The sequence below is a fragment of the Ruegeria sp. HKCCD6157 genome (genome assembly GCF_013110685.1).
Lineage (GTDB): Bacteria > Pseudomonadota > Alphaproteobacteria > Rhodobacterales > Rhodobacteraceae > Ruegeria.
Map to the genome: position 1 here is coordinate 211,451 of NZ_WVRB01000002.1, position 12,571 is coordinate 224,021.

At 58.4% G+C, this 12,571-nt stretch carries 13 protein-coding genes; 9 read left to right on the plus strand and 4 right to left on the minus strand.

The window, feature by feature from the left end:
- Positions 1-40 precede the first annotated feature (40 nt).
- Together GS612_RS11100 and GS612_RS11105 are read left to right on the plus strand one after the other, a co-directional pair.
- On the plus strand, positions 41-1,066 hold the full coding sequence (locus GS612_RS11100; RefSeq protein WP_171116833.1) for a LacI family DNA-binding transcriptional regulator: 1,026 nt from the start codon (positions 41-43) through the stop codon (positions 1,064-1,066).
- Entirely contained in the window at positions 1,063-2,283 is a 1,221-nt protein-coding gene (locus GS612_RS11105; RefSeq protein ID WP_171640312.1) for a winged helix-turn-helix domain-containing protein, read from the plus strand. The genes GS612_RS11100 and GS612_RS11105 overlap by 4 nt, the downstream gene beginning before the upstream one ends.
- Before the next feature lie 3 nt (positions 2,284-2,286).
- Here the strand turns inward: GS612_RS11105 and GS612_RS11110 are convergent, their stop codons facing one another.
- Positions 2,287-2,985, minus strand: coding sequence for a fumarylacetoacetate hydrolase family protein (locus tag GS612_RS11110; protein WP_171640315.1), 699 nt, complete (start codon positions 2,983-2,985; stop codon positions 2,287-2,289).
- Between GS612_RS11110 and GS612_RS20645 the strand changes: the two genes are divergently transcribed.
- Positions 2,975-3,109 carry a hypothetical protein gene (locus GS612_RS20645; protein WP_256367760.1) on the plus strand — a complete coding sequence of 45 codons (135 nt, stop codon included), beginning with the start codon at positions 2,975-2,977 and terminating at the stop codon, positions 3,107-3,109. The genes GS612_RS11110 and GS612_RS20645 overlap by 11 nt on opposite strands.
- A gap of 484 nt (positions 3,110-3,593) precedes the next feature.
- Here GS612_RS20645 and hpaR read toward each other — a convergent pair whose 3' ends face one another.
- Complete coding sequence (gene hpaR, locus GS612_RS11115; protein ID WP_170345758.1) at positions 3,594-4,028, minus strand: homoprotocatechuate degradation operon regulator HpaR; 435 nt, start codon at positions 4,026-4,028, stop codon at positions 3,594-3,596.
- A 233-nt stretch (positions 4,029-4,261) separates the two neighbouring features.
- Between hpaR and GS612_RS11120 the strand changes: the two genes are divergently transcribed.
- Positions 4,262-5,032 carry an aldolase/citrate lyase family protein gene (locus tag GS612_RS11120; protein ID WP_171640317.1) on the plus strand — a complete coding sequence of 257 codons (771 nt, stop codon included), beginning with the start codon at positions 4,262-4,264 and terminating at the stop codon, positions 5,030-5,032.
- Positions 5,033-5,036: 4 nt separating this feature from the next.
- On the opposite strand, the gene GS612_RS11125 is transcribed toward GS612_RS11120, so the two are convergent.
- Positions 5,037-6,179 (minus strand): DUF3095 domain-containing protein, encoded by a 1,143-nt coding sequence (locus tag GS612_RS11125; RefSeq protein ID WP_171640319.1) that lies wholly within the window; start codon positions 6,177-6,179, stop codon positions 5,037-5,039.
- Positions 6,180-6,320: 141 nt separating this feature from the next.
- On the opposite strand from GS612_RS11125, the gene GS612_RS11130 reads away from it, so the two are divergent.
- From GS612_RS11130 to GS612_RS11155, 5 genes are all read left to right on the plus strand, one after another.
- Positions 6,321-7,493, plus strand: coding sequence for an MFS transporter (locus GS612_RS11130; RefSeq protein ID WP_171233575.1), 1,173 nt, complete (start codon positions 6,321-6,323; stop codon positions 7,491-7,493).
- A 19-nt stretch (positions 7,494-7,512) separates the two neighbouring features.
- Positions 7,513-8,568, plus strand: coding sequence for a glycosyltransferase (locus GS612_RS11135; RefSeq protein ID WP_171640553.1), 1,056 nt, complete (start codon positions 7,513-7,515; stop codon positions 8,566-8,568).
- A 95-nt stretch (positions 8,569-8,663) separates the two neighbouring features.
- The gene (locus GS612_RS11140) at positions 8,664-9,686 is read left to right on the plus strand and encodes an aspartate-semialdehyde dehydrogenase (protein ID WP_171640321.1); all 1,023 of its coding nucleotides are present in this window, start codon (positions 8,664-8,666) and stop codon (positions 9,684-9,686) included.
- Between the two features lie 152 nt (positions 9,687-9,838).
- Positions 9,839-10,765: a DMT family transporter gene (locus GS612_RS11145; protein ID WP_171640323.1), complete on the plus strand. Its 927-nt coding sequence runs from the start codon at positions 9,839-9,841 to the stop codon at positions 10,763-10,765.
- 263 nt (positions 10,766-11,028) lie between these two features.
- Positions 11,029-11,946: an endonuclease/exonuclease/phosphatase family protein gene (locus tag GS612_RS11155; RefSeq protein ID WP_216603570.1), complete on the plus strand. Its 918-nt coding sequence runs from the start codon at positions 11,029-11,031 to the stop codon at positions 11,944-11,946.
- 47 nt (positions 11,947-11,993) lie between these two features.
- On the opposite strand, the gene GS612_RS11160 is transcribed toward GS612_RS11155, so the two are convergent.
- Positions 11,994-12,530 carry an SRPBCC family protein gene (locus GS612_RS11160; RefSeq protein ID WP_171116813.1) on the minus strand — a complete coding sequence of 179 codons (537 nt, stop codon included), beginning with the start codon at positions 12,528-12,530 and terminating at the stop codon, positions 11,994-11,996.
- Between the last annotated feature and the right edge of the window lie 41 nt (positions 12,531-12,571).

The following is a 12,571-nucleotide window of genomic DNA, read 5'->3' on the forward strand; positions in this document are numbered from 1 at the left end:
CGCGCTAGCATCGGACAAAACAACTACGCAGGTGCCTCCCGTGAACAGTGAAACCAAACGCCCGCTTACCCTTCGTGATGTGTCCGAGGCTTCCGGTGTCTCAGAGATGACGGTGAGCCGGGTTCTGCGTAACAGGGGGGATGTGTCCGACGCCACCCGCACCCGCGTTCTGGCGGCCGCGAAAGAGCTGGGATATGTCCCCAACAAGATCGCGGGCGCGCTGGCATCCAGCCGGGTCAACCTGGTCGCGGTAATCATCCCCTCGCTTTCGAACATGGTATTTCCCGAGGTGATGACCGGCATCAATCAGGTGCTGGAAGATACCGAACTGCAACCCGTGGTTGGCGTGACAGATTACCTGCCCGAGAAAGAGGAAAAAGTGCTGTACGAGATGCTCTCGTGGCGACCCTCGGGCGTGATCATTGCCGGGCTGGAACACACCGACGCGGCCCGCGCCATGCTGGATTCGGCGGGCATTCCGGTGGTCGAGATCATGGATACCGACGGCAAACCTGTCGACGCGATGGTGGGCATCTCGCATCGCCGCGCCGGGCGCGAGATGGCGCAGGCGATTCTGAAGGCCGGGTATCAACATATCGGCTTCATGGGCACCAAGATGCCATTGGATCACCGTGCCCGAAAACGCTTTGAAGGGTTTACCGAAGTGCTGGGCAAACACGGGATCGAGATCGAAGATCGCGAGTTCTACTCCGGTGGCTCTGCCCTGGCCAAGGGGCGCGAGATGACACAGGCCATGCTTGATCGGTCGCCTGATCTGGATTTTCTTTATTATTCCAACGACATGATCGGCGCCGGTGGTCTGTTGTACCTGCTGGAGCAAGGCGTGGATATTCCGGGGCAGATCGGTCTGGCCGGGTTCAACAACGTGGAACTTTTGCAGGGTCTTCCGCGCAAATTGGCGACGATGGATGCCTGTCGTCTGGACATAGGACGTCAGGCCGCACAGATCATCGCTGAACGCCTGAAGGACCCGGAGTCCGAAATCGAGACACGGGTCACGCTGACCCCCAAGATCAGCTATGGCGATACCCTGAAACGACGATGAATGCGCCCCTGAAGCGGTTCGACAACCGAACGGCCCGCGCCATTTTTCTGGATCGCCATGCTTTGGCCGAACAGCCCACGGGCGCGGCCAAGGGCGCCGGGCTTCTGGACCTTGTCCAGCGGTTGGGGTTCGTGCAGCTCGACAGCATCAACACGGTTGCCCGCGCTCATGACATGATCCTGTTTTCCCGACGGCCTGCGTATCGAAGCGCCAACCTGAAAAGGCTCTATGAAAGGGAAAAAGCGCTGTTCGAACACTGGACACATGATGCGGCCGTGATCCCGATGTCGTTCTATCCGCACTGGCATCTGCGCTTTCAGCGTGATGCGGATCTCTTGAAGGCGCGCTGGAAGAACTGGCGGCGGGATGGGTTCGAGCAACAGTTCGAGACTGTCTTGCAACACATCCGCGACCACGGGCCCGTGTGTTCGTCAGACGTTGGCAAGGATGAAAAGAAAGGCTCGGGCGGTTGGTGGGACTGGCACCCGTCAAAAACCGCATTGGAGTTTCTGTGGCGTTCCGGGGCCCTGACCGTTGTGGGCCGCGACGGGTTTCAGAAACGGTATGATCTGACCGAACGTGTGATCGAAACCCACCTGTGCCCCGGGAACATGGCCTGTGATGCGACGGCGACCGTGGATTGGCTGTGCAACGCAGCGCTGGACCGGTTGGGGTTTGCCACGTCCGGAGAGCTGGCCGCGTTCTGGGGCACGGTCACCGCCGCCGAAGCCAAAGACTGGTGTGCCACGGCGTTGGCTCAAGGAAATATCGAAGAGATCGAGGTCACTTGCGCCGATGGACGCCTGCGCAAAACCTTTGCCCGCCCTGATTTGATGGATCGAGAAACCGACTTGCCGCAACCGCCCGGTCGGATCCGTGTGCTCAGCCCGTTTGATCCCATGCTTCGGGACAGAAACCGGGCCGAGCGGCTGTTTGGCTTTCACTATCGCATCGAAGTTTTCGTTCCCGAAGCCAGGCGCACATATGGGTATTACGTCTTCCCCTTGCTTGAAGGCGATCGATTGATCGGCCGGATCGACATGAAGGCGCATCGCGATCGCGACCTGCTGCATGTCAAAGCGCTCTGGCCCGAACGCGGGGTGCGCTGGTCTGACGCCCGCAGCCGACGCCTGAACGCCGAGCTGGACCGGGTGCGCCGGCTGGCATGCGTTACCCAAGTGGAATTTGCAAGGGGCTGGCTGAAAGACCCTAAATAGGGGCTATTCCGCGTCCGTCAGGATCAGTTTGATCGGCTCCAGCCCGTCAATCTCTCCTGTTATGATGTCGCCGGCCACAACCGGGCCTACGCCGGCCGGTGTACCTGTCAGGATCAGATCGCCTGGGCGCAGATGGTAGAAACCGGACAGATGGCTGACGATTTCATCGATCTTCCAGATAAGCTCTTCCAGGGTAGCGTCCTGACGCAATTCGCCGTTCACGCTCAACCGGATGCGTTTGCCATCGTCCGGCGACCAGTCCGCGGCAGGGGTCAGCGGCGCGAAGACTGCTCCGTTTTCGACATCTTTACCCAGATCCCAAGGCCGCTGTTTGTCCCGCTCGCGGAGTTGTAGATCGCGACGTGTCATGTCGAGCGCACAGCCATAGGCATAAACCGCATCCCAAGCCTGCGCACTCGAGGCACGAAACACCGGTTTTCCGATTGCCAGCGCCAGCTCCATTTCGTGATGGTAGTTCTTCGTCCCCGCCGGATACGGAACCGTCGCGCCGGACAGGATCGCGTTTGGCGCGGATTTGGTGAAATAGAAGGGCGCATCGCGATCCACCTCGTTGCCCATCTCTGCTGCGTGCGCGGCATAGTTTCGCCCGACGCAGAAAATGCGTCCGACAGGGTACCCGGCCGTCTCGCCAACAACAGGAATGGTTATGGGATCGGGAAGGGAAAACAGGTTGTCTGACATCGTGGTTCCTGAATTTTTCATCGCTGCCATCTTACGCCTGCCAGAGCTGCCAGCAAGCCGGGAATGCACGCTGGATTTCGCCAATATCCAAGAGTTGTTTCAGCGCGAACCTGCTCAATTCTGACCTGAACGCCCAGTGCCGTTCCAAAGCAGCTTCACATCCGTCTTTATTGATGCACCGGAACTTGGGCAGATCGGAATTTAACTTGGCTCTGGCGCAAGTCGGGCTAGGTCTTGAATAGGAAATGCGGGGCGCATCCATCTTGAGGAATGCGATGGCAGCACATCACCGCGCATGCGCAAACAATTGGCCAGAATGACGCCAAGTCATGCCTTGCGGGCCAGGTTTTCCTTCGGCAATTGCCCAAGACTGTTTCGGAGAGCATAGGTGCACGGCCTTTCCCCCAAAGGCCAAAAGGCCCTAATCAGAGCCACATTTCCGGCTCGCCATATACTCCGATGCGCAGGCCGGACCGTCAGGCAAGGCGTGACGCAACCGGCCTCAGGCCAGGCCTAACCCAAATCCAAGTCTGGCCACCCCGTCGGAGATCGCCCCTAAAATCTCCGGCGGGGTCCTTGCAGATGACACCCATGTTCGGCGACCGGCATCAGGTATCCAGGTCGTTCAACTCGTTCAGAAGATCCAGCAGCAATTCGTGTTTTTCCGGCCCCAGGCGGGAACGAATGCGTTCCGCCTGCGCCATGCTGGCGGGCTGATTGGCGTGAATGATCTGAACGCCACGCTCGCCGATCTCGACAATCTGGCGACGCCGGTCCGCCGGATGGCACCGTCGGGAGATCAGGCCGCGATGCTCCAGTTTCTGCAATATCCGTGTCAGGCTTGGCAACAACAGACAGGCGCGTTCGGCAATATGCGTGGGTTCCTGTGGGCCTTCTTCGTTCAACACGCGCAACACGCGCCACTGCTGTTCGGTGACACCGGCGTCGGCCAGCATTGCTCGGATGGGTCCCATAACCTTTTCCCGCGCCCGCAAAAGCGCAATGGGCAAAGATCGCGACGTCAGAGGGAGGTCGTCGGTCATGCCAAAATTATCGCCGAAATCCGTGATTTACGCAAGGGAACCCTCGGTCTTCGGTTTGAAGCACAAGAACCGCCGGGACGCCGCCGCCCTTGCGAGACACGCCTTTGCCGACATCAATCCGATGACGCCAAATTGCATTAAAACTGGACAATTTCGCGCCACGGAAGAAGATGAGAAAATGGCCACTTTCGCGACCACGTCGCGCCGAAGGTTTTGCAACAAAAGGAAACAGTATGGCTGCGCAGCAGAACGCGTTCAAACAGGCTCTGAAAAAGGGAAAAACGCAGATCGGGTGCTGGATGAGCTTTGCCGAGCCCGCAGCGGCCGAGATGATGGGAACCGCGGGTTTCGATTGGCTGGTAATCGATGGAGAGCATGCCCCCAACGATATCCGGTCGATCCGGGACCAGCTTGTGGCGCTTGCGGCAAGCGACTCTCATGCGGTTGTGCGGGTTCCCGTGGGTGAGACCTGGCTGATCAAGATGGTTCTGGATGCGGGTGCTCAGACCATTCTGGTTCCGATCGTGGAAAGCGCCGAGCAGGCGCAAGAGCTGGTTCGGGCCTGCCGTTACCCCCCTGCCGGTGTCCGCGGCGTGGGCGCGATGGCATCGCGGGCGACGATGTACGGATCGGTCGGAGATTATATTCAGACCGCCGATCAGGAGATTTGCCTGTTGTTGCAGGTGGAAACCCGCGCCGGAATTGCTGCTCTGGACGACATTCTGGATGTTGAAGGTGTGGATGGCGTATTCATAGGCCCTGCTGATCTGTCGACCGATATGGGCCATCAGGGCAACAGCGCGGCACCCGAGGTGCGAGCGGTTATCCGGGATGCACTGGCCCGGATCAAGGCCGCAGGCAAAGCGCCGGGCATTCTGGCCACAAATGACGAGGCCCGTCAGGCATATCTGGATATGGGCGCACAGTTCTTGGCGGTTGGCATTGATGTGATGCTGCTGACGCAAACGGCACGTGATCTCGCCGCACGATGGAAAGCCAACTAACCGCTCAACGGACCATGGCCGCTGCGGCCTGGGCGTAGCCGCCCGAGGCACCGTCAACGAAATGCACATGATCGTCCCGTGTGGCCGACGGGACGAAACAGGTCATCATCGCCTCGTCCTGCACGTGCAGACCGTATCGGATTTTGCCGCGCCCGCGTGCTTCTTTCAGCAAGTGTTCGATCTGTCGCAAAGTGGCCGGGTCACAATCCAACGTCATCTTCAGGCCGTCATCGAACTTGCGGAAATCGGCATTGCTGCTGACCATCGTCCTGTAATGTTCGGGTTCAAACTGCCCCAGCTTCTTGCTTGTTTTGAACAATATCGCGATCAGCAGGTTCTGAAACAGAAGAACGAGCTTGTGCAGAAACAAATTCCGCCCGTTGCGCGAAACATGCGCGTCAATGTCGAGGCCGGGGGGCGGCCAACTCATGGGCGGACCATTCATCGGCACCGGATGACCTGCGCGCTCCAGCTCTTCTGACGCGGACAGAACCGATTGCGCAAGGTCGGCAAAGTCGCGTTCAGTTGCCGACGCAGTGGGTTCAACGACCAGTGACACGATCTGACCGTGCCGCGCCGGGCTGTTGGACCATCTGCATGACAGGCCTGTCAGGTCCGGTTGCGCACCCGGTTCGGCAGGCGCGATCATATGATGACCCGCTTTCATCTCTGCCTCGGCCCAGGCCAAGCCTCCGCCAGAGAACATGGCATAATCCACCCCGGAAGAGGGCGCAAAACGAGCGACGCGCAAGTCCCTGCCGGCTTTTCGGATATCCGCCACCGACACCAGCGCCGCACGCAACGGCATGGAAAACTCTTCTTCCGCCCAGCGCCGCATGGCTGACAGAGTATCCCGCGCTGCTTCAACTTCGCTGGGGGGGATCGCAAACGCCGCCCCGTCGCCGCCAAAGACATAGGGAAACAACTTGCCGTCCATCGCGTTTATCATCGCCGAGATAACGGCAGCCCCCACGGTGTTGACGGTTTTGTATCGTCCCCGCGCGATCTCGCCGGTTGAATCGACAATGTCGGCGACCCCCAGAAACCAGTCGTCGGGCATCGGCGAAAACTGTGCCGGGTCCGCCAGACGGGTGAAATCCCTCAGCAGGGGCAGGTTTTCGTAAAATGCGGAATGGAGGTCTTTCATTTTCCCCCTCGAAATCAAACTTCTGGCAATGATAGCCGGAATGCGGCCCGAGTCCTCGTTTTGAAACATAGTACACATGCTTGTGCGTTGCATCATTGCGTGCCAAGCATTCCTTTCGGATGAGCGGAAAAGAGGCGGGATATGCAGGCGGGTTTGGTGGTTTTGTGCCTGGGCTATGTGCTCAGCCAGTTTTTCCGTGCCTTTCTGGCTGTGCTCAGCCTGGATCTTGAACGCGATATCGGTGCTACACCCGAAGATCTGGCCTTTGCATCCGGCCTTTGGTTTCTGGTGTTCGCTGCAATGCAAATCCCGGTCGGCTGGGCGCTGGACAAGGTTGGGCCCAGGCTGACCGCAGCCGCGCTTCTTCTGGTTGGCGGCGCAGGAGGATCCGCAATTTTTGCGGTCGCGACCTCACCGTTGCATGTCAGTGTTGCCATGGGCCTGATCGGGGTTGGGTGCTCTCCGGTTCTGATGGCTTCCTATTTCATCTTTGCCCGCGAATACCCGCCTGCGAAATTCGCGACCCTGGCCGCCGTCATGCTGGGTGTTGGCTCGGTGGGCAATCTCGTGGCCTCTTATCCGACTGCGCTGGCTGTCGAATGGATGGGATGGCGCGCCACCATGGTTGGGCTGGCCGTGATATCTGCTGCGATTGCTTTGGGTATTTGGCTGAGCCTGCGTGACCCAGCAAAGGTTGATACGGAACACAAGGGTTCACTTCTGGACCTGCTGAAAGAGCCTGCACTGTGGCTGATCATGCCTTTGATGCTGGTGGCCTATGCGCCCTCTGCCGCGCTGCGCGGGCTATGGGCCGGGCCGTATCTGAACGATGTCTTCGGGCTCAGCACCACCCAGATCGGCACCGCGACTCTGGTCATGGGGTCTGCGATGATCGTCGGTACATTTGTCTACGGACCGCTGGATCGCGTCTTCGGCACTCGGAAATGGGTTATCTTCACGGGCAACGCGCTGGGTGTCGTGGCACTGACCCTGCTTTGCGTTTGGATCGACCATGCCACATGGCTGTCCGTTCTGCTGTTGGCCATCATAGGGTTCACCGGGGCCAGTTTTCCGGTCATCATGGCCCATGGTCGGGCCTTCGTTCCCCCCAATCTGGTGGGCCGAGGCGTAACCCTGTTGAACCTTTTCGGAATCGGAGGGGTCGGCATCGCCCAATTCGTCACCGGGCGCATTCATGCCGCCACTACCCAGGCCGGAACGACCGCGCCCTACACCGCGATTTTCGGGTTTTTTGCCGTAACCCTTGCCTTCGGTTGCGTGATATATCTATTCAGCCGGGATAATGTGGATTGAAGCAATTGCGGAGCAAGCCGTGCAGGAAATCGAGGTTATAGCGCCGAACCTGAAACACAGCCTCTCCGGCGTCACCACAACCGTCATCCGCCTGCTGCCGATCCAGAAGCATATGATCGGGATCGTTGCCACGGGACCCGGCCTGCCGGATGATCTGCCCCACATCCGATTGATCAAAATTCCGTTCCTTTCGAACAGAACGCTTCGGGTGTGGCATGCACGGCGCAACACCGAGATGCTGATGGGTTTGTTTCTGAAACATGTGCTGCGACGCAATCTGAAACTTCTGTTCACCTCGGCTGCGCAACGAAATCATTCGGGGTTCACTAAATGGCTGATTTCGAAAATGGATGCGCTGATCGCCACAACGCCGCAAGCGGCGTCGTTTCTGGAACATCCCGCAACCGTCATCATGCACGGTGTGAACACCGAACTGTTTCACCCGGCCGAGGACAAAACCGCCCTGCGGCAGAAACTGGGGCTGCCAGAAGGGACCTTGATCGGGTGTTTCGGGCGCATTCGACCTCAGAAAGGCGTCGATCTGCTGGTGGATGCGGCGATCGAGGTTCTGCCGAACCATCCCGACGCCAGCATCGTATTCACCGGGCGCGCCACCAAAGAATTTGAAGCGTTCCAACGGGAACAGGAGGCCAAACTCAAAGCTGCCGGTCTGTCGGACCGGGTGCACTTCCTGGGCGAGCGTCCTTGGGAGGAAATCGTTGAAACCTACCGCGCCCTTGACCTGTTCGTGGCCCCGGCCCGACACGAAGGGTTCGGCCTTACACCGCTTGAGGCGATGGCCTCCGGCGTGCCTGCAATCGCCTGCCACGGGGTCGGAGCCTTCAGCGCCCAGATCGAGGACGGGAAAACCGGCCGCTTGATCGAAAAGGACAACGCCGGGGCGCTGGCCGAAGCACTGGAACAGATGTTGAGCGATCCGGACAAGCTGGTGCAATCCGGTCAGGCCGCAAGACAGCGTGTCGAGCAGCATTTTCGAATCGAAGGTGAGGCCGAGGCCATCGTGCGGGTCTATCGGTCTTTGCTGAACACGGGTGAAAACGCGCATTCGGGTTAAAATCGACGTCAATTCGGCCAATTCACCCGTGATAGCCCTTTTTTCTTTGCTGCAACGCGGCTATGAACGCGCGTCCTTAACTTTGGAGACATGAAATGGGCTATCGCGTCGTTGTCGCCGGCGCCACGGGTAACGTGGGCCGCGAAATGCTGAACATTCTGGCGGAACGCCAGTTCCCGGTCGATGAACTTGCCGTGCTGGCAAGCCGTCGTTCGCTGGGTACGGAAGTAAGCTTTGGCGACAAGACACTGACCACCCAGGACATCGACACCTTCGATTTCACCGGCTGGGACATGGCCCTGTTCGCCATCGGCTCGGACGCAACCAAGACCTATGCCCCCAAGGCGGCTGCGGCCGGCTGTGTGGTGATCGACAACTCGTCGCTGTATCGCTATGACCCCGAGATCCCTCTGATCGTGCCGGAATGTAACCCGCAGGCGATCCACGACTACAAGAACAAGAACATCATCGCCAACCCGAACTGTTCGACCGCGCAGATGGTGGTGGCACTCAAGCCGCTGCATGATCGCGCCAGGATCAAGCGCGTCGTGGTGTCGACCTATCAGTCGGTGTCGGGCGCGGGCAAGGAAGGCATGGATGAACTTTGGGATCAGACCAAGGCGGTTTACAACCCCACCACGGACGTGCCGCCGAAGAAATTCCAGAAGCAGATCGCCTTCAACGTCATCCCGCAGATCGACGTCTTCATGGAAGACGGCTCGACCAAGGAAGAATGGAAGATGGTTGTCGAGACCAAGAAGATCGTCGACCCGTCGATCAAGGTCACCGCGACCTGCGTCCGCGTGCCGGTTTTCGTCGGCCATTCCGAGGCCGTGAACATCGAGTTCGAGGAATTCCTGGACGAAGACGAAGCCCGCGACATCCTGCGCGAAGCACCGGGCATCATGGTGATCGACAAGCGCGAAGCGGGTGGCTACGTCTCGCCGGTCGAATGCGCGGGCGATTTCGCCACGTTCATCAGCCGTATCCGTCAGGACTCGACCGTGGAAAACGGCATCAACCTGTGGTGCGTCAGCGACAACCTGCGCAAGGGCGCCGCGCTGAACGCCGTGCAGATCGCTGAACTGCTGGGCCGTGAGGTTCTGAAAAAGGGCTGACATCCCGATTTTCGTCAAAGCTTGAAAACCAGGAAACCCGCTGACTGTTCGGCGGGTTTTTTTTTCGTTTCCCAATAGCCGGTTTGCAGACGATGTGACGGTTCGTTCAGGTTGCTGATGCCAACGGAAATACTGCATGGTAGGTGTCAAAGATGGGCCGGCCAACATCAACCAAGCACGATCCAATACCCTACGCCCTTGCCGGGGCGGGAGTGTTCTTTGCATCCATCTGTTTTGGCTTTGTACCCTATTTCAGCCGTGGACTCACTGACCAGGGACTCGCGCCTTACGCAGTTGCGTTTTATCGGTACATCTTGACGGCGATCCTATTGTTGCCCGCCCTTTTGAAGCATCGCTCAAACCGGCGGGAAATAGCATGGGGTATGGCTGCGGGGGCGGTCATGGGGCTTGGGTGGGTCGGATATGTAACCGCACTTGAAACAGTGCCAGCATCAACGCTGGGTGTTCTTTACATGACCTACCCGGTGTTTACGATCATCATCGCCTGGGCGATATTCGCCGATCCGCCGACGCGGCGCAGCCTTGTTGCGGCCGGTTTGATTGTTCTTGCGGCAGTCATTGCAGGGTCTCCGGCATCTGTACCGATTGACCAAATTCCAACGCTGCTTGTCTCTTTGGCTGCACCTTTCGGATTTGGCTTCGGCATATGCGTGCTTGTACACCGTCTTTCACGAATTGCTCCTTTGGCCAGGATAGCGTCGGTGTCGCTGGGGTCGGTCGTCGGGCTAACCCCTTTGATTATCTCTTCGGAAATTGGCGAAGTCCTGCCAGCAGGCGGCAGTGACTGGTTTCTGATCGTCGGGATCGGTCTTATGACGGCACTGGTTCCCCAGTTGATTTACACCGTCTGTTCCCCTGTCATCGGAGCATCGCGCACGGCCGTTATCGGCAGCATTGAACTGCCGACAATGTTTGCCGTGGGCGTTTTTGCCTTCGGTGAAACAATCACAGGTGCGCAAGCAGTGGCCTGCGCCTTGGTTTTGAGCGCCATTGCACTTGCACAAAGTCGCGCAACACGAACCGTTACGACCGTGATCAGCAGTAAACGTCACAGGTGAGCCGCGTCCGGAGCGGCCCTTACGTGCGCTCAGCAGAACCGCCTCGGATCACCTCTCCCACCAAACCGGCACCTTCAGGTCCATCACCCACATCCATCATGGCTGCGCTATGAACCTCGGTTGGGGTACAGTCTTGCGCGCGGTGAAAGTCGCCGAACTGTTGACAAAACCGAACGCGCTTGCCACCTAAAATTGAACCTTGTTCGTGGCGGATGTCAGAAGTCCGAATAATAGTGTCTCGTGCAAGGTAGATGAGGCAGGGCATGCACATTTCGACCAGACGCAGGATTGCCAGAACCCTGACCATCGGATGCACATGCATTCTGATGATACTGGTCGTCATTGGCTTTACGGGGCAGGTTTTTGCCGTAGGAGATTCAATCGCTCTGCTCCGGCCTCAGGCTGGTGTTTTGCTTCTCCTCTGCGCGGTAATTCTGCTTTTTATGCGCGCCAGATATCTTGCATTGGCCACCTTGGTCTTTTCCGGGGTGGCCATCGGATCCATCGCGGCCAGCGTTGCCGCGCCCTCGGACGATTGCGACGACTCCTGCCTGACGCTGTACCAGAAGAACCTCATGAGCAAAGCCTGGCCCCGGTATTCGCTGGCCGATGATATCCTTGAATCAGGCGCGCAGATCGTGACCTTGCAGGAAGTCTCCAGCCACAACCGCAAGTACATGAGCAATCTGTTCGAGCATTACCCCGAACAGGCGATCTGTGAATTCCGTCCTGAACAAAACGTCGCCATCCTGACGACCTTGCCGATCGTCGAGAATTCCGAGTTCTGTCTGCAAGGTTATGGGCTTGTGGGGTTACAGGTCAAAGCGCCCGGCGGTGACTTGGTCTGGGTTGTTTCAGTTCATCTGAACTGGCCATTTCCTTACGACCAGTCCAGGCAAAGCCAGGTGATTGCCGACCGCATCAGCCAACTTGAAGGACCGGTTCTGATTGCCGGGGATTTCAATATGGTGCCCTGGGGCGAAAGCGTCAGACGGATCGGAGCAGCCGCAAATAACCAAAGCTTTGGAACCGTCCTGAACACCCACAACCTCGGCAGTTGGAAAATCCCATTGCCGATAGACAACCTTTTGTTCCCCAAAGGCACAACCGGAACGGTTGAACTGCGCCCCTTCATGGGATCCGATCACCTGGGAAAGCTTGCCCGGTTTCGACTGGGCTAGGACTTCGGTCAAGCACGCCGACGCATGCTTCCATACAAACAAGCGGCCTAGCTTTGGTTTTCAACCAGTGCTTTCAGATTGGTCAGACCACGGTCATAATCCTCGCCCACCCACGTATCCATCATCAACCCCATCCAGCGGGACATGGGGTTCAGGCCCAGATCCGAGTCAAACCCCCAGGTCACTCTGGTTCCCGCCCCGTCAGGCTCAAGGATGAAGGACGCTGTGGCAGTACCCATCGGGCCGAAATCCAGCGCCGTTTTGACCCGTTGGTTTTCCACGCTCTCGACGATTTCCTGGGATCCCGTGCCGACCTGCGGGTGATCCGACGCCCAGTTCAGAGTGTTCCCGACCCCGGCGGCAGGGCCGGAATAAGTCAATTTGGTTTCGGGGTCCCGGTGCAGCCACGGAGACCACTTTTCGGTTTCCTGCATCGAATTCACGTAAGGAAAGATGGCGCTTGGCGGCGCGTCGATCGCGATGCTACGCGAAACTTCCGCCTTTCCCGGCAACAGATAGGAAACCGCGACCAGAACCAGAATACAAACGACCAATCCAGCGAAGATGCGCTTGATGACTTTCATGGCAGGCTCCGATTTTCATTTGTAATGGGTGGAAAATACCA